Annotated in this window: 13 protein-coding genes, 1 tRNA gene and 1 pseudogene; 10 read left to right on the top strand and 5 right to left on the bottom strand. The window is 68.1% G+C overall.

Annotated elements, in window-relative coordinates:
* Positions 1 to 60: 60 nt before the first annotated feature.
* From rpiA to BLQ03_RS07625, 5 genes and pseudogenes are all read left to right on the top strand, one after another.
* A complete protein-coding gene (gene rpiA, locus BLQ03_RS07645; protein ID WP_090754513.1) occupies positions 61 to 789 on the top strand; it encodes a ribose-5-phosphate isomerase RpiA in 729 nt (242 codons plus the stop codon).
* Entirely contained in the window at positions 786 to 2,165 is a 1,380-nt protein-coding gene (gorA, locus tag BLQ03_RS07640) for a glutathione-disulfide reductase (protein WP_090754511.1), read from the top strand. The genes rpiA and gorA overlap by 4 nt, the downstream gene beginning before the upstream one ends.
* A gap of 101 nt (positions 2,166 to 2,266) precedes the next feature.
* Positions 2,267 to 3,523: an FtsH protease activity modulator HflK gene (hflK, locus tag BLQ03_RS07635; protein ID WP_090754509.1), complete on the top strand. Its 1,257-nt coding sequence runs from the start codon at positions 2,267 to 2,269 to the stop codon at positions 3,521 to 3,523.
* Positions 3,524 to 3,582: 59 nt separating this feature from the next.
* Positions 3,583 to 4,377, top strand: a pseudogene (gene hflC / locus BLQ03_RS19175) (protease modulator HflC); the annotation flags it as partial.
* A gap of 900 nt (positions 4,378 to 5,277) precedes the next feature.
* The gene (locus BLQ03_RS07625; protein WP_245688753.1) at positions 5,278 to 6,651 is read left to right on the top strand and encodes a Do family serine endopeptidase; all 1,374 of its coding nucleotides are present in this window, start codon (positions 5,278 to 5,280) and stop codon (positions 6,649 to 6,651) included.
* A gap of 63 nt (positions 6,652 to 6,714) precedes the next feature.
* Here BLQ03_RS07625 and BLQ03_RS07620 read toward each other — a convergent pair whose 3' ends face one another.
* Entirely contained in the window at positions 6,715 to 7,491 is a 777-nt protein-coding gene (locus BLQ03_RS07620) for an invasion associated locus B family protein (RefSeq protein WP_245688730.1), read from the bottom strand.
* A gap of 249 nt (positions 7,492 to 7,740) precedes the next feature.
* Entirely contained in the window at positions 7,741 to 8,070 is a 330-nt protein-coding gene (locus BLQ03_RS07615; protein ID WP_245688729.1) for a DUF6477 family protein, read from the bottom strand.
* Between the two features lie 215 nt (positions 8,071 to 8,285).
* Between BLQ03_RS07615 and BLQ03_RS07610 the strand changes: the two genes are divergently transcribed.
* From BLQ03_RS07610 to BLQ03_RS07600, 3 genes are all read left to right on the top strand, one after another.
* Positions 8,286 to 9,485, top strand: a complete 1,200-nt coding sequence (locus BLQ03_RS07610; protein WP_245688727.1) for a DUF6456 domain-containing protein — start codon at positions 8,286 to 8,288, stop codon at positions 9,483 to 9,485.
* A gap of 113 nt (positions 9,486 to 9,598) precedes the next feature.
* On the top strand, positions 9,599 to 10,546 hold the full coding sequence (gene lipA, locus BLQ03_RS07605; RefSeq protein ID WP_090754507.1) for a lipoyl synthase: 948 nt from the start codon (positions 9,599 to 9,601) through the stop codon (positions 10,544 to 10,546).
* Positions 10,547 to 10,590: 44 nt separating this feature from the next.
* Positions 10,591 to 10,676, top strand: a tRNA-Leu gene (locus BLQ03_RS07600).
* Between the two features lie 192 nt (positions 10,677 to 10,868).
* Here the strand turns inward: BLQ03_RS07600 and BLQ03_RS07595 are convergent.
* Together BLQ03_RS07595 and BLQ03_RS07590 are read right to left on the bottom strand one after the other, a co-directional pair.
* A complete protein-coding gene (locus BLQ03_RS07595) occupies positions 10,869 to 11,048 on the bottom strand; it encodes a hypothetical protein (RefSeq protein ID WP_090754505.1) in 180 nt (59 codons plus the stop codon).
* A gap of 285 nt (positions 11,049 to 11,333) precedes the next feature.
* Positions 11,334 to 12,332 (bottom strand): PAS domain S-box protein, encoded by a 999-nt coding sequence (locus tag BLQ03_RS07590; protein WP_217629680.1) that lies wholly within the window; start codon positions 12,330 to 12,332, stop codon positions 11,334 to 11,336.
* A 322-nt stretch (positions 12,333 to 12,654) separates the two neighbouring features.
* On the opposite strand from BLQ03_RS07590, the gene BLQ03_RS07585 reads away from it, so the two are divergent.
* Entirely contained in the window at positions 12,655 to 13,800 is a 1,146-nt protein-coding gene (locus BLQ03_RS07585) for a multidrug effflux MFS transporter (RefSeq protein WP_090754501.1), read from the top strand.
* 24 nt (positions 13,801 to 13,824) lie between these two features.
* Here BLQ03_RS07585 and BLQ03_RS07580 read toward each other — a convergent pair whose 3' ends face one another.
* Positions 13,825 to 14,568, bottom strand: a complete 744-nt coding sequence (locus BLQ03_RS07580) for an MgtC/SapB family protein (protein ID WP_245688725.1) — start codon at positions 14,566 to 14,568, stop codon at positions 13,825 to 13,827.
* Positions 14,569 to 14,720: 152 nt separating this feature from the next.
* On the opposite strand from BLQ03_RS07580, the gene BLQ03_RS07575 reads away from it, so the two are divergent.
* Complete coding sequence (locus BLQ03_RS07575; protein WP_090754499.1) at positions 14,721 to 15,632, top strand: manganese catalase; 912 nt, start codon at positions 14,721 to 14,723, stop codon at positions 15,630 to 15,632.
* Positions 15,633 to 16,493: the final 861 nt, after the last annotated feature.

Genomic DNA, 16,493 nt, shown 5'->3' with positions numbered 1-16,493 from the left:
CCCGGGGTCCATCGCGGCTATATCCCGTGGCAACACCGCGCCAAGCGACAGGAGCCGCCGATGACCGATCTTTCCCCCAGCGACCTTGCCAAGGATGCCGCCGCGCGTGCCGGGGTCGCGCTGGTGCAGGACGGGATGCGGCTTGGCCTTGGCACCGGTTCGACTGCCGTCTTCATGGTTCATCGGCTGGCCGAGCGGATCAGGGCCGAGGGGCTGCGCCTGCGCTGCGCCGCGACCAGCCGCGCGACCTGCGACCTGGCGGGCCAGCTCGGCATCCAGATCGAGGAGCTGGACGAGATCGGATGGCTGGACCTGACGCTGGACGGCGCGGACGAGATCGACCCCGACCTGAACCTCATCAAGGGCGGCGGCGGGGCGCATCTGCGCGAAAAGATCGTGGCCGCCGCGTCCGACCGGATGGTGGTGATCGCTGACCCGACCAAGGTGGTCGAGACGCTGGGCGCCTTTCACCTGCCGGTCGAGGTGATCCCCTTCGGCGTGGAAACCACTATCACCCATATCCGCCGTCTGCTCGACTCGCTTGACCTGACGCATCGCCCGATCCTGCCGCGCCAGCGCGACGGGCGCCTCTTCCGCACGGACGAGGACAACCTGATCCTCGACTTGTCGCTGGACGTGATCACGGATTGCAGCGCGATCTCCTCGGGGCTGCACGCGATCCCGGGCGTCGTGGAACATGGGTTGTTCCTCGGCATGTGCGACCTGGCGCTGGTGGGGGCGCCGGATGGCTCGGTGATCGAGATGACCAAGCCCGAGGTGACGGCGTGAGCTTCGATTACGACCTCTTCGTCATCGGCGGCGGCTCGGGCGGGGTGCGCGCGGCGCGCATCGCGGCGGGCCAGCATGGCGCGAAAGTGGCGCTGGCCGAGGAAAGCCGCATGGGCGGCACCTGTGTCATCCGGGGCTGCGTGCCCAAGAAGCTGATGGTCTTCGCCTCGCAGGCCCCTGCGGCCGCCGAGGAATCCCGCGGCTACGGCTGGGTGGGTGCCGAGGCGGGCCGCTTCGACTGGCCCGCCTTCCGCGAGAAGCTGCACGCCGAACTGTCGCGCCTTGAAGGCGCCTACCGCAGCGGTCTGCTGGCGGCGGGGGTCGAGGTCCACGACTGCCGCGCCACGCTGGTCGATCACCACACGGTCGCGCTGGCCGACGGGCGGCAGGTCACCGCGAAGCACATCCTGATCGCGGTCGGCGGCCGTCCCACCCTGCCGGGCATCCCCGGCGAGGAGCTGGGCATGGTCTCGGACGACCTGTTCACCATGGAGGAGATGCCGCGCCGCATCCTTCTGGTCGGCGGCGGCTTCATCGCCTGCGAGTTCGCGACGATCCTCAAGGGCCTCGGCGCGGACACGACGCTCGCCTATCGCGGCGGCAAGCTGCTGCGCGGCTTCGACGAGGGCGGTCGCACGCTCGTCACCCACCAGCTGGAACATATCGGCGTCACCCTGCGCCTGAACGCGAACCCCGCGCGGCTGGACCGCGATGCCCAGGGCATCCGCGTCACCTACGAGGATGGCGCGGTCGAGCATCACGACGCCGTTCTCTTCGCCACCGGTCGCTCGCCTTATATCAAGGGGCTGGGGCTGGAAAACACCGGCGTCAGGCTGGGCCGGCGCGGCGAGATCGTCGTGGACGAATGGTCGCAGACGGCCGTGCCCTCGATCTTCGCCGTGGGTGACGTCACCGACCGGATGAACCTGACCCCCGTCGCGATCCGCGAAGGCCATTCCTTCGCCGATACCGTCTTCGGCGCGCAGCCCCGCAAGGTCTGCCACGATCTTGTCGGCGCCGCCGTCTATGTCCGGCCGCACGAACTGGCCTCGATCGGACTGACCGAGGAAGCGGCGGCCGAGCAGGGGCCGATCGAGGTCTACGAGGCGCTGTTCCGGCCCATGCGGTCGCTTTTCGCGGGATCGGACCTGCGGGCGATGATGAAGCTGGTGGTGGATGACGTGACGCGGCGGGTGCTGGGCTGCCACATCTTCGCCCCCGAGGCGGGAGAGATGATCCAGCTGGCCGCCGTGGCCATCGGCATGGGCGCGACCAAGGAACAGTTCGACGCGGCCATCGCCGTCCATCCGACCCTTGCCGAAGAGCTGGTGACGATGCGGATGCCGGTGCGGCGGGCAGGAGGTGCGACGGCGTGATCGCCAAGGGCGGTCACATACGCGAAGGTGCGGGTCGCAAGGCCTTGTCGTGACCGGCATGGTCCTTAGTTAAGGCTTTGAATTGGACGAAAGGCTTACGAATGGCACAACAGGGACCCTGGGGCGGCGGCAACGGCGGGGACGACGAACGGCCACCACGCCCGCAAGCGCCGAGACCCGAACGGGGTGAACCCCAACGTCCCTGGGGGCAGCAGGGACCCGGGCAGCCGCCGCCTGGCGGCAAGCGGCCCGATCAGATCCCCGAGATCGAGGAACTGATGCGCAAGGGTCAGGACCGGTTGCGGGTCCTGATGGGCGGGCGCGACGACGGCGCGCGCCGCACCGGCGGGCCAAGGGGTCCGCGCCGCGAGCTTCCCCGGATGGACCGCGGCAAGTGGGGCATCTTCGCGCTGGGCGCGGTGGCGCTCTGGGCTTTCGCCAGCATCTACCAGGTGGACACGTCAGAAAAATCGGTCGAGCTGCTGTTCGGCCAGCCCTATGCCGTGCGCGACGACGGTCTGAACTTCGCGCCCTGGCCTTTCGTCACCTACCAGATCATCGGCGTGACGCGCGAACGGACCATCGACATCGGCACCGGCCGCGACCCGATGGACAGCGGGCTGATGCTGACCCGCGACCAGAACATCGTGGATCTGACCTATCAGGTCGTCTGGAACGTCTCGAACCCGGAACAATTCCTGTTCAACCTCGCTGACCCCGAAGGCACGATCCGTGCCGTCGCCGAAAGCGCCATGCGCGACATCGTGGCGCGGACCGAACTGGCGCCGATCCTGAACCGCGACCGAGGCGTGATCGCCACCGACCTGGAACAGGCGATCCAGGCGACGCTGGACAGCTATCAGGCCGGCATCAACGTGGTGCGGGTGAACCTGGGCCGCGCCGATCCGCCCGCCGAGGTGATCGACAGCTTCCGCGAGGTGCAGGCCGCCCAGCAGGAACGCGACAGGCTTGAAAAAGAGGCCGACGCCTATGCGAACCGCGTCCTGGCCGCCGCTCGAGGCGAGGCCGCCGCGCTGGTCGAGCAGGCCGAGGCCTATCGCGCCCAGGCCGTCAACAGCGCCCAGGGTGAGGCCGCGCGCTTCAACTCGGTTTATGACGAATACGTCAAGGCGCCCGACGTGACCCGCCGCCGGATGTATCTGGAAACGATGGAGCGGGTGCTGGGCAATGTGGACAAGGTGCTGATCGACGGCGAGGCCGGGCAGGGCGTGGTGCCCTATCTGCCGCTGAACCAGCTGAACAGCACCCCCGCGCCGCGCACCGGCGCGAACGCAGGGGCCGGCAGCGCCGGAACCGCCACGCCGACCACGACGACTCCGCAGACGGGGACCAACTGATGCGCCGTACCCTTTCAATCCTGGCCCTGCCGCTGGTCGTCGTTCTTGCGGTCGCGATCATGGCCTCTGTCTATATCGTGGACGTGCGCGAAAAGGCGCTGGTGCTGCGCTTCGGTGAGGTCGTGACCGTCCGCGAGGAGCCGGGCCTCGGCCTCAAGCTGCCGATCATCGACCGCGTGGTGCGCTATGATGCGCGCATCCTCGGCCTGCAGACCGAGCCGATGGAGGTCACCCCGCTGGACGACCGCCGCCTCGTGGTGGACGCCTTCGCGCGCTGGCAGATCGCCGATGCCGTCACCTTCCGCCGCGCCGTGGGCGAGGGCGGGATCGACTTCGCCCAGCAGCGCCTGGGCGGGATCATGACCAACGCCATCCGCGGCGTGCTTGGCGCGGTCCCCTCGACCACGGTGCTGTCGAACGACCGGACCGCGCTGATGGCGCAGATCCGCGACGCGGCCCGGAACGAGGCGGATGCCCTTGGCATCCAGATCATTGACGTGCGCCTGACCCGTACCGACTTGCCGGAACAGAACCTCGCCGCGACCTACGCCCGGATGCGGGCGGAACGGGAGCGCGAGGCCGCCGACGAGATCGCCCGCGGCGGCGAGGCCGCGCAGCGCGTCCGCGCCACCGCCGACCGGACCGTGGTGGAACTGACCTCGGATGCTCGCCGCAAGGCCGAGATCGTGCGCGGCGAGGCCGATGCGCAGCGCAACGCCATCTATGCCGAGGCTTTCGGCCGCGACCCCGAGTTCTTTGCCTTCACCCGCTCGATGACCGCCTATGAGCGGGCGCTGCAGCAGGGCAACAGCTCGATCGTGATCAACCCGACGGGCGAGTTCTTCGCCTATCTGGGCACCGGCTCGGACACTGGGGTGAACCCGACCGCCGTGCCGCCCGAGGTCGCCGCCGCCGTGCCGCCCGAGGCACCCTCGATCAGCGAGGTGGCCGAGGAAGCCGCCGCGCAGGCCGCCGCTGCCGCGGCCCAGGCCGAGGCGACCGCCGCCGCTGCCGAGGGTCTGAGCGAGATCATCGGCGTGGACGAGGCGGTCGATGGCGAAAGCGGCGCAGCCCCGACCGCTGCGCCCACCGCCGGGGATCAGGGCGCGTCGGCTGGCGCGGTCGCTCCGGCTGCCGGCGTTCCGCAGGCGCCTTCGGCCGGTGATCCGGTCACGGGCGCGGCGGTTCTGGCCGAGCCGCCCGTCGAGGAAGCGCAGGCGCCCGCCGCTGTCCCGGCCGATCCCGTGGAACCGGCGCCCGCCGGGAACTGACCCCGGCGCAAGGAAGTTGACGAAAGGCGCGGCCCAGCGGTCGCGCCTTTTTGCATGTGCCGGGGAAACCGTGGTGAAAGCTCGTCAAGAGCGAAACGGTTTTCACGACCTGATGACGCAAAGATGCGTTGCCTTCGGGCAACGGCTGACACATATGCGAGGCATGCCCCCGGGGCCGGCCGGGGACTGCGTCTGCCGGCCAAGTCATGGAGATAATTGATGAACTTCAACTCGCTCATGTCCCGGCTTGGCGTGACGGCGTCGGTCATGGCGCTGTCGCTGGCCCTTGCCCCGGCATATGCCCAGCAGGCCCAGACGCAGCCTGAGCCCGCGCAGCAGCAGCCGGTCCAGCCGGCGCAGGCGGCCCCTTCTCAGACCCCCGAGACAACGACGGTCCCCGGCCAGGCGGCGACCGGGGAGGTGCCCCAGGCCGCCGATCCGACCCGGCCCGCGGGCGACCAGGTGGCCGCGGCCACGGCGGTCATGCCCCAGACCTTCGCCGATATCGTCGAGCAGGTCAGCCCCGCCGTGGTGAACATTACCACGACTGCGATCGTCTCGCGCCCGGTGAACCAGTTCCCCGGCCTTCCCCCGGGCAGCCCCTTCTCGGACCTGTTCCGGGACTTCGGCATCCCCGGCGGTCCTGAATCGCCCTTCGGCGGCCCGGGCGGGCCGCAGATGCAGCAGCGCTCGAATGCGCTGGGGTCGGGCTTCGTGGTCTCGGCGGACGGGCTGATCGTCACGAACAACCACGTGATCGAGGGCGCCGACGAGATCGAGATCGAGTTCTATTCGGGTGCCCGCCTGCCCGCGACTCTGGTCGGGACCGACCCGACGACCGATATCGCGGTGCTGAAGGTCGAGGCGGAAAACCCGCTGCCCTTCGTCAGCTTCGGCGACAGCGACGCGGCCCGCGTGGGCGATTGGGTGCTGGCGCTGGGCAACCCGCTGGGGCAGGGCTTCTCGGCCACCAGCGGCATCATCTCGGCGAAAAGCCGGGCGCTGACGGGGACCTACGACGACTTCATCCAGACGGACGCGGCGATCAACCGGGGCAACTCGGGCGGGCCGCTGTTCAACCTGCAGGGCGAGGTCATCGGCGTGAACACCGCGATCCTGTCGCCCAGCGGTGGCTCGATCGGGATCGGCTTCTCGATGGCCTCGAACGTGGTGCAGGGCGTCGTGCAGCAGTTGCAGGAATTCGGGGAAACCCGGCGCGGCTGGCTGGGCGTCAAGATCCAGGACGTGAGCCCCGACATTGCCGAATCGCTCGGCCTTGAAACCGAAGGCGGCGCGATGGTGACGGATGTTCCGGCGGGTCCTGCGGCCGACGCGGGCATCCAGGCGGGCGACGTCATCACGGCCTTCGCGGGCGGCCCGGTCAAGGACACCCGCGACCTGGTGCGCCGCGTGGCGGACGCGCCGGTGGGCAATGCGGTGGACGTCACCGTGCTGCGTGACGGCAAGCCCGTGACGCTGAAGGTCACGCTGGGCCGGCGCGAACTGGCGGATGCCGAGGGCACCGGCCAGCAGAACGGCAGCGGCCAGCCGGGCGCTCCGGGCCAGGTGCTCGGAATGACGCTGGCGCCGCTGACGCCCGAACTGGCCACGCGGCTGCAGGTGCCCGAGGGCACGTCGGGGCTGGTGGTGCAGGACGTCGATCCCGCCAGCGACGCCTCGGCCAAGGGGCTGCAGACGGGCGACCTGATCGTCGAGGCGGGCCAGCAGCCGGTCACCAGCCTGGACGACCTGAACGCCCGCATCACCGAGGCGCGCGAGGCTGGCCGGCAGTCGGTCCTTGTGCTGATCCGCCGCCAGGGAGAGCCGCGCTTCGTCGCGCTGTCGCTGGAAGAGTGATCGCGACCCTCTGAATCGAAAGAGGCGCCCTAGGACGCCTCTTTTTTATTTGCGGTGCCTGGCTTATTTCGCCGCTTCCAGCACCTTCACCAGCTCGTCGAAGCCTGCCGTGAAGCCGGACAGGGACACGTTCAGCCGGACAAGGTTTTCCTCCATCGTGCCGCCGAAGGGCAGCAGCGAGACGGTGGCCTTGCTCCCGCGCTTGAAGCTGTCCAGTTCCGCCTGCGACATCCCGATGCGTGACACGCAGCCGATCGGCGCGCAGACCATGAAGGGATAGCGGTTGTTCTTGCCGGCGTCGATCTGCAGGCCCATGCCGGCCTCGAGGTTCGTTTCCAGCGGCGCGACGAAGTTCATGATCGCCGCCGCCTCGCCCGAGAAGGGAACGACCGAGATTTCCGCGACCGGAGTCTGCTGGTCATCGCGCAGCAGCTGGTAAAGCTCGCAGGGATCCTTGCCGTCCTGCGTGCGCAGGCAGCGCAGCTGCCAGTCGCCGTGGGTCGACTTGGTGTAGTAGCTGCCGACCTGGTCCTGAGCCGGGGTCTGCGCCGGGGCGGTGCCTGCGGACTGCGCCGGGGCTGCGGGCTGGGCCGTGCCTGCGGGCTGAGCCGGGGCGGCGGTGTCCGATGCCGCGGGGGCAGGGGCCTCGGCGGTCGCGGGTGCTTCGGCCGGTGCGGGGGCCTCGGCAGCCGGCGCAGTTTCGGCAGGGGCGGCCGCGCCTTCGGCCGCGGGGGCCGTCACCGGGGCGGGGGTCTGTTCGGCAGGCGCCTGCGCGAAGGCGCCGGCCAGCGGCGCGGCCGCGAGCAGGGCTGCCAGAACGGCAGAAGAGGTGCGAGCCATGTATGATCCTTTCGGCTGTACGCGGCGGCCCTGTTACCATGCGTCCCGCGCCATGTCAGCGGGCGCGCCGTAACCTTTGCGTAGGAGGCGGCAACCAGCCTGCAGACCTGCGGAAAAACGAAACGGGGAACGACGGCCTTCGCCCCGTTCCCCGTCCATCCCTGTCAGACCGGCGGTCTTATTGCGACGGACGTTAGTGCGGCAGGCACCATGCGTCAATTGGCTAAAAGGACTGCATCGGCCGGGCTTTCAGCCGATCGCGCGCAGGCGCGGGCCGGGAGCCTGCTGCGCCATCGCCAGACGCGACTCGGCCAGGATCGCGATCATCAGCATGACGTGCTGATGCAGGTCGTAGTCGGCCGCGCCTTCCTGGCGCGCGGCGTTCATCCGGTCCTCGTCGGCCCGCAGCTGGGCCAGCGCCTGGCCGGGACCGGGCAGGCTGTCGCTGCGCAGGGTGCGGCGCAGGTCGCGGTCGCGCCGCCACTGCGCCTGGCCGGCAATGGCCGCGCGGACCAGCGCGGCGGGACGGCTCAGCGACGGCAGGACAGGCTGCGCGGGAAAGGCGAGGACGTTGGACATCAGGCTCATCATGAGGCTCCGGGCGTCGGGTGATGCCCCAAGTCTTGCCTGCCTTGTGCCGATGTTGCGCCAGCGGCGGCAGCAGCGTCCGCCGTGGTTAATGATCTTTAGGGATTCTTAGCCATTCCTCACCGAGATGAAGGCCGACCTGTCTTTTCGGACAGGTTCGGGACCCAGGGTCGGGTCGGCCCGAGGATGACAAGGGAAATGCTGAAATGACGATACTGACGGGTGATTTCGCCGACGCTGCCGCGATCCCGCTGCGGTCCTGCGAAGGGGTGCTGCCCGGAGCTTCCGCCGAAGCGGCGGCGCTGCCGCTTGCCTCCGAGGTGGCCGAGGCAGTACCTCGACTGGCCCTGCCCGAGGATGCGCAGCTTTACCTGCGCCATGTCGAAGGAGGAGAGTCGATCCGCGCACTGGCGCGAGAGACGGGCTGCCATGCCTCGACCATCCTGCGCCGCATCCGCCGGTTCGAGAACCGCCGCGACGACCCCCTGATCGACCGCGCTGTGGAGCGGGTCGGCCAGGATGCCATGACCGAGCAGGACCGCACCGAGATGCGCCGCGTCCTGCGGCGGCTGGCCGAGCCCGGCGCGGTGCTGGCCGTGGCCGAGGGAATGGACAAGGCGATCGTCACCCGCGCCGACATCCGCACGGCCGTGCTGGACCGCCGCGTGGCCGAGACGCTGGCCCTGCGCGGCTGGGTCGCGCTGGTGGGGCAGGGCCGCATCACCCGCCACGCGATCACGGCAGCGGGCCGTGCGGCGCTGAAGTCGATGGTCACCGGCCGCTCTGCGGGACTGCCGACCGCGGCCGATTTCGGCAACGCGGCCCCCGTGGACGCCCCCGGCGGCATGGCCGAGGCGGCCGCGCCCTTCGAGATGCCCGACTTCGGCCCTCAGGCCGCGCAGGCCCACCGGATCATGGAGGAGCGCGTCCTCGACGATCCCGATGGCGACGGGATGCGGCGGATGCGCGTCAACATCGCGGAAAGCCCGTTGCTGGTCCTCGCGCGTCGCCGCGACGCCAACGGCCAGCCCTTCCTGGACAGCGGCATGGTGACTGCGGGCGAGCGGCTGCGCGAGGATTTCGAGCTGGCGCAGATGGGCGTGCGCGTCACCCAGAACTGGGACGGCTTCATGACGGCGGGCATCGACGCGGGCTTCGTCCCCGGCGCTGGCGGAGGCGGGTCCGAGGCCGCGCGCCGCCGCGTGGCCGAGGCGCTGCGCGAGCTTGGCCCCGGCATGGGCGACTTGGTGCTGCGCGTCTGCTGCTTTCTGGAAGGGATCGAGATGACCGAACGGCGGCTGGGATGGTCCGCCCGCTCGGGAAAGGTGGTGCTGCGGCTGGCCCTGATGCGCCTGGAGCGGCATTACCGCGAGCGTTACGGCCGGGGCGGGCCGCTGATCGGCTGACAGGTTGCGGGACCGATCTGCGGCACCCGGCCGCGCCGGTTGATCAACCCGGCGGAAAGGACTACCTCGGGGTTCGGGCCGCATGGCCGCTTCCGACCCTTCGAGGTTTTCCGATGTCCGACCTGCCGCCGGTCCTGCGCCACCCCGAAAAGGCCCATCGTCCCGACCAGGACCAGCCCAAGAAGCCCGCCTGGATCCGCGTCAAGGCGCCTGTCAGCCAGGGCTACAAGGATACGCGCGACATCCTGCGCACCAACCGCCTGTCCACCGTCTGCGAGGAAGCCGGCTGCCCCAACGTCGGCGAATGCTGGAGCCAGGGCCACGCCACCATGATGATCATGGGCGAGATCTGCACGCGCGGCTGTTCCTTCTGCAACGTGGCGACGGGCAAGCCCGACGCGCTGGACGTGTTCGAGCCGGGCCGCGTTGCCCATGCCGTGGCGACCCTGGGCCTCAAGCACGTGGTGATCACCAGCGTGGACCGCGACGACCTGGACGACGGCGGGGCCGAGCATTTTGCCCAGACGATCCGCGCCATTCGCCACCGCTCGCCCGGATCGACCATCGAGGTGCTGACGCCGGACTTCCTGAAGGCGAAGCCCGGAGCGCTGGAAACCGTGGTCGAGGCGAGGCCCGACGTCTTCAACCACAACCTGGAAACCGTGCCGGGGCTGTATCCGACCGTGCGACCGGGGGCGCGCTATTTCGCCTCGTTGCGGCTGTTGCAGCGGGTCAAGGAACTGGACGCCTCGATGTTCACCAAGTCCGGGATCATGGTGGGCCTGGGCGAGGACCGGCAGGGCGTGCTGCAGGTCATGGATGACATGCGGGCGGCCGATATCGACTTCATCACCATCGGCCAATACCTGCAGCCCACGCCCAAGCACCACCGCGTGGACCGCTTCGTCACGCCCGAGGAGTTCGCGGGTTACGAGAAAGCGGCTTGGGGCAAGGGCTTCCTGATGGTGTCGGCCACGCCCCTGACGCGATCCTCCTATCACGCAGGCGACGACTTCGCCCGGTTGCGCCTGGCACGGCAGGCAAAGCTCGCCGGCGCCTGAGCCGCTTGCGTCGGCGCCTGCGTCAGTCTATCGCTGAGGCGCGTGCCCGAGTGGCGGAATGGTAGACGCAGCGGATTCAAAATCCGCCATCCGCAAGGATATGTCGGTTCGAGTCCGACCTCGGGTACCACTTCCATAATCAATGGATTTCAGCCGCTATGCCCTCGGGGTCTGGCCGAGAGATCCGTTGGATGCCACCGGTGGGTGGCGCTTGATCGTTGAACTGGTGGGTCTGGCGGCGGGCGCGTTGCGCATATAGGGCACCGTGCCTTGCTGATCCAAGCCAAGGGCTGCGTGTTCCCCGATGGCCCTCAAGCGCGCCTCACTGCCTGAAGCTTGAGGACGGGCCGCTTTCCTTGACAAGGCGCTCGGTGAAGGCGGCGATCATCCTTAGGGCCTCGGCCTGCGGGTGGTTCAGCGACAGGGCGGTGGCCGCCGCGCGCTGGGCAGCGTGATTCAGGGCGGTCAGCTCGTTTTCCAGTCGGGCAGCGAGGTCGGACATTGCCCGGCATCCTCGTGGAATGGGTCCATGTACAGGGTCCGCCCCTGCATTCCTTGCCGGAGCATTGCCGCCAGGCGCCTGATCGGGGCGCCCGAAACCATGGTGATCGCGCTTCAACGCGCAGGACAGGACTGACGATCCATGGCTGTTCCGGAATCTGCCCGGAAAAGGCGCAGGCTTGCTCTGCCTGGAATGCCTTGCCACCACAGACAAGTCCGACAGGCATTCCGGGTTTGGATGCGCCCTCTGCACCTGTGCATTCCGGCTTCGCCGGACCGGAAGCCTTCAGGTCTTCGCCGTCAGGCGATGGAGGTTGAGGTCGAGCGTGGCCTCCATCCCGCTTTGCGTGAAGACACGCTGGAACGTGCCGTCCAGTTGGTCCGTTACCGCCGACTCGCACATCGTGGTTCCAAAGCCGCTTCGGGAAACCTGCTCGTCCCGGGGCTGGTTCTGGAATTCCTCTGTCCAGCGGATGATGAGGCGATCACCCTTGCGCGTGCCGGTGATCGCAAGGCGTCCGTTCTTCCGGGACAGGGCCCCGTATTTCACCGAGTTGGTGCAGAGTTCGTAAAGCACCAGCGCCAGAGGCGTGACGGCGGCACCGCTGACGACGACATCCTCGACCCTGACGTCGGCAGGAAGAGGTCCCGTGAAGGGCTGAAGGATTGCTTCGAGAAGCGCGCCGAGGGGCCTTTCCCCGGAGGATTCCGTTCCCTCTGCCGTGGCTGGCGCGGCAAGGGAATGCGCGGCGGCGAGGGCAAGGAAGCGCCCGCGCATGAGCCCCACGAAGTCGTCCACCTCCGAGGCCTGGTCCGCGCAGAGCCTCAGCAGCCCGCTGGCAATCGCGAAGCTGTTGCCGACGCGATGTCTCATCTCCGACAGCAGAAGGCGCTGCTGCTCGGCGGCGCGACGCTGGGCCGTGATGTCGCGGGCGATCTTCGACGCCCCGATGACCTTCCCGTTCCTGTCCCGGATGGGCGAGATGCTGACCGAGATCGGGAACAGTTCGCCGTTCTTCTTGCGGCGCAGCGTCTCGAAATGCTGGATCCGCTCGCCCCGGCGCAGGCGGTCGATGAAGTCCACCTCCTCGTGCTGGCGGTCCTCGGGGATGAGGATGGTGATCGGCTTGCCCAGCACCTCCTCGGCCGAATAGCCGAAGATGCGTTCGGCTGCCGGATTCCAGCTCAGGATGATGCTGTTGAGATCCTTGGCGACGATCGCGTCATCCGAGCCCGCCACGATCGCAGCGAAGTGCTGCTGCAGGTTTTCTTCCAGAACTGACATGGCATCTCTTGGATGAAGGGCGAAGTGCTTGGTTTCGGGTAATGAAATGTCCGCTAGACCCATGCGGGCCCGGGGCGGCGAAGGCTAGCATGCCCCCCGGGCATAGGCGACCCCCAAAGGCAAGAGCGGACGCTACGCCATCGCGGGCTGCACCCGAGGGCTGGCACTGCTGGCTTTGGGCAGGTCGCCCGGCTGCCACAGGCTTGTCTTCGTGGCTCGGTCCGGGTGAGAAAACGGTTTGGCGACACGACACGGATGCCGCCCTGATCTTCCTCGGGAGCATGGATTGTCTTTCACGACTGGGACGAGAACCCCGCCCAAGATGGCGACGCTGGTGGCACTGGCGGGCATCGCCGCTTTGTCGATGAATGTGTTCCTGCCTTCCCTTCCTGGGATGGCACGGTATTTCGGCGTCGATTACGGGCTGATGCAGCTGTCGGTCTCGGCCTATCTGGCGGCTTCGGCGGTGGTCCAGTTGCTGGTCGGGCCGATCAGTGACCGCTGGGGACGCCGGCCCGTGATGCTGGGGGCGCTGGCGATCTTCCTTGCGGCAAGCGCGGGCACGCTGCTGGCGCCGAACGCGGGCTGGTTCCTGGTCATGCGGATGATTCAGGCGGTGGTGACGACGGGGCTGGTGCTGTCGCGCGCAGTGGTGCGCGACATGGTTGCGGGACCCGCGGCCGCCAGCCGCATCGGCTATGTCACCATGGGGATGTCGGTCGTCCCGATGCTGGCCCCCATCCTGGGCGGCGCGCTGGACCAGCTGTGGGGCTGGAAGGCGAGCTTCACTGCCATGCTCGCGCTTGGAGTGGCGGTGTTCGTTCTGGCCTGGGTGGATATGGGCGAAACCGCGCGGGGCGGCTTGTCCCTGCGGGCGCAGATCAAGGCCTATCCGGTGCTGGCGCGGTCGGGCCGGTTCTGGGGCTATGCAATGGCGGCGACGCTCGCCTCGGGGGCCTTCTTCGCCTACCTGGGCGGTGCCCCCTTTGTCGGCGAGACGGTGTTCCACCTGTCCCCTGCCGAGGTGGGCTACTGGTTCGCCGCGCCCTCGATCGGCTATCTGCTGGGCAACTTCGCCTCGGGCCGCTGGTCGATCCTTGTCGGCATGGACCGGATGATCCTGTGGGGCGCGGTCGTGACGGTGGCTGCCCTGGCGGTGTCGCTGACGGCCGACCTGGCGCAACTGCACCATCCCCTGATGTTCTTCGGGGCTGTCGCCTTCATGGGCCTGGGCAATGGCATGGTGATGCCGAACGCCAATGCCGGGATGATGAGCGTGCGGCCCGAGCTTGCGGGAACCGCCAGCGGACTGGGCGGCGCGATGGCGGTTGCGGGGGGCGCGGCGCTGGCGGCGCTTGCGGGCTATTTCCTGGTGCCGGGCGCGGGTGCCACTTCTCTGCTGGTCATCATGCTGCTGTCTGCGCTGGGGTCGCTGGGTGCGATCCTGGCCGTGATGAATGCGCGCTAAGGGAGGACCCGGTCGGCTTCCTGCCTAGCCGTCCCGTTCCGGCGAGTCGGTCGCGCCCGTGTCCTCGATCAGCAGCATCGTGTAGCCCAGAACCGCCGAGTGGGCGCGCAGGGCCTCGGCGAGCTGGTCGCATCCGGAAAGATTGCGGCTGTAGGTCGAGGTCGTGAACTGGATGGTCTTGTTGCGCGAATCGTAGCTCTGGCTCAGGGGCTGGTCGCGCAGGCCGTGGGTCCGCAGAAGCTGGCGGACGGCAGCCGCGTCAAGGTCCGCACCTTCGCCCACGGTGATCGTCAGGCGCAGGCTCGAGCTGCGCGGCAGCACCGCGTAAAGAAGCCGCAGCGCGATCAGGACGACTAGCGTGGCGACCGTGCCGACCAGAGCCACGCCGAACATCCCCACGCCATAGACCACCCCCAAGGCAGCCGCGATCCAGAGGGACGCGGCGGTCGTCAGGCCGTGGACCGACGAGCCTTCGCGGAAGATCACGCCCGCGCCCAGAAAGCCAATGCCGGTCAGGATGCCATGCGCCATGCGGGTGGGATCCGAGACGACCTGCGTGCCCGGCAGGAGATCGACCGTCCATTGCGCCTGATGTGCGGCCGCAAGCGTCAGCAGCGTCGAGGCGAAGCACACGAGCGTATGTGTCCGCAGCCCCGCCGGCTTGCCCTGCAGCTCGCGGTCGAGCCCGATCAGCATGCCGGTCAGCAGGCTGCTGGCAAGCGGAAGCCACATTTCGGCCGTCAGCACAGGCAAGAGGAAGTCCGGCAAGGCGCGCTCCTGTCAGCGGTTCAGACAAAGGTCTGCAAGACATCAGCAGAAGCTGATGCCGCGCAGAACTCAAGTCCGCAAGCATGGGTGCCCGTTCGAGAGAGGGCAGGGGGCCAATGATCCCTGCGTGATGCGGCAATGACATAACATAAGTGGCTGCCGGGCAATCGAGGCGGTGCGGGACAGTTGAGCCTCGGTCGCACCTTCAGTTCGACGCCAAGCCCGAACGTTCCGACCCCGTCCTCGCCAGGATGCTGCAAGAGCCGCTGGGCGGCCAATGGGGCGAGATGAGCGTGATGATGCCCCATCTGTTCCAGGGCTGGAACTGCCGCGGCCCACAGAAATACAAGGACATGATCATGGACATCGGCACCGAGGAGATCGCCCATGTCGAGATGCTCGCCACCATGATCGCGCGTCTGCTGGAGAACTCGCCCGTCGAGGCGCAGGAGGATGCGGCCCGGAACAGCGTCGTGGGTGCCGTGCTAGGCGGCAGCTGGGTCGAGGACGTGATCGTGGCCGGCATGAATCCGCAGCACGCTTTAGTCTCGGGCTCGGGGGCGATGCCCGCGGACAGCGTGGGCTATCCCTGGAACGCGAAATACACCATTGCCAGCGGCAACCTGCTGGCCGACTTCCGGTTCAACGTCACGGCGGAAGGCCAGGGTCGGCTGCAGGTGTCGCGGTTGTTTAACCTGACCAACGACCCGGGCGTCAAGCGGATGCTGGCCTTCATGATCGCGCGCGACACCATGCACCAGAACCAGTGTCTTGCCGCCATAGAGGAAACGGCCGCTAACGGCCCGGAGGAAACCCCCGTGCCCTCGAACTTCCCGCAGTCGCTCGAGGACGGGCGCGTCAGCTACCAGTTCTGGAACTGCTCGGAGGACACCGAAAGCAGCGAGGGCCGCTGGTCGGCGGGCACCACGCCCGATGGCGAGGGGACATTCGAATATCTCGCCTCGCCCCAGCCCATATCGAGCGACGAGGGCCAGCTGAACGCGGTCGATCCGCGGCTTTACGGCACGCCCACGCACCCCGTTCCCAAGACCGCGAAGGAGTAAGGTCGCGAAGGCTGGTCTCCACTGCCTGACCCCATCCCTGTGCGGGTGCTGCATCGGCAGGCGCCCGCTGCGGGCTAGAGGGTCAGGGGAAGTAGGGAAGGCACATCCGCGTTGTTCTGCGTGTAAGATGCACAGAAGATGCACAGGAAAAAACCCGCCTGGGAGGGCGGGCTTTTCAGGATCGATCAGGGACCAACCAGAAGGGGGCAACCAAAGGTCACCCCCACGCACTGGTAAACGCCAAGTGGCACACTCACTAACAAGGCGATGATTACCCCAGCAGATCCGGTCTGGTTAGTTGCCAAATAGGACAGGTCCGCCGGGCGCTGGAGGATGGACTTGGTAACGGATTGGAGGCCGGTTCCCTGGCCCTCCAGTTCCCCTGTCCTGTCCCGCGTGTTGGAACGTCTTCCGTCACTGGGCTGTTGCGATTCCATGGGAGATTCGGGTCGGGTTGTGGCTGTTCTGGGTTCCGGGCCGGTTGCGGGTGGCGGAACTGGCAGAGGAAAGTGTTGTGCTTCAGTTGGTTGCAACGAAGTTGCGGCTCGGGTGATTTTTTGTGCTTGCCCCTGTCTGCATCTCCCCCTAGATACCGCTTCACCGAACGGCGGGGACGCTGGGCGGGACGGGGAAGCCGGGAGGCGGAACCGGGTGGGGCTCTTGAGGCTGCTGCGGAAGAAAGTCGGGATTTTGGTCTTGACGGGGCAACGCGGGATGGCTAGATAGGGTTCCGGCCTCGGCGACGGGGCGGAAGGAAATTCGGGACGGGCTGGCTGTTGGCGCCAAGTGGTATTGGCGACTGCGGTCTGTTTTGTTCCTCTGCTGTTTGACATTGCGAGATATCTGAAGGGATATGCGGGC

This window comes from Paracoccus chinensis (assembly GCF_900102885.1).
GTDB lineage: Bacteria > Pseudomonadota > Alphaproteobacteria > Rhodobacterales > Rhodobacteraceae > Paracoccus > Paracoccus chinensis.
The sequence above is the reverse complement of the archived record's forward strand: the minus strand, read 5'-3'. Positions and strand labels throughout refer to the sequence as shown.

Coding starts and splice junctions, on each gene's coding strand:
- rpiA (WP_090754513.1), top strand. CDS start 61: ATGACCGATCTTTCCCCCAGCGACCTTGCCAAGGATGCCGCCGCGCGT.
- hflK (WP_090754509.1), top strand. CDS start 2,267: ATGGCACAACAGGGACCCTGGGGCGGCGGCAACGGCGGGGACGACGAA.
- BLQ03_RS07625 (WP_245688753.1), top strand. CDS start 5,278: ATGCCCCAGACCTTCGCCGATATCGTCGAGCAGGTCAGCCCCGCCGTG.
- BLQ03_RS07620 (WP_245688730.1), bottom strand. CDS start 7,491: ATGGCTCGCACCTCTTCTGCCGTTCTGGCAGCCCTGCTCGCGGCCGCG.
- BLQ03_RS07615 (WP_245688729.1), bottom strand. CDS start 8,070: ATGTCCAACGTCCTCGCCTTTCCCGCGCAGCCTGTCCTGCCGTCGCTG.
- BLQ03_RS07610 (WP_245688727.1), top strand. CDS start 8,286: ATGACGATACTGACGGGTGATTTCGCCGACGCTGCCGCGATCCCGCTG.
- lipA (WP_090754507.1), top strand. CDS start 9,599: ATGTCCGACCTGCCGCCGGTCCTGCGCCACCCCGAAAAGGCCCATCGT.
- BLQ03_RS07595 (WP_090754505.1), bottom strand. CDS start 11,048: ATGTCCGACCTCGCTGCCCGACTGGAAAACGAGCTGACCGCCCTGAAT.
- BLQ03_RS07590 (WP_217629680.1), bottom strand. CDS start 12,332: ATGTCAGTTCTGGAAGAAAACCTGCAGCAGCACTTCGCTGCGATCGTG.
- BLQ03_RS07585 (WP_090754501.1), top strand. CDS start 12,655: ATGGCGACGCTGGTGGCACTGGCGGGCATCGCCGCTTTGTCGATGAAT.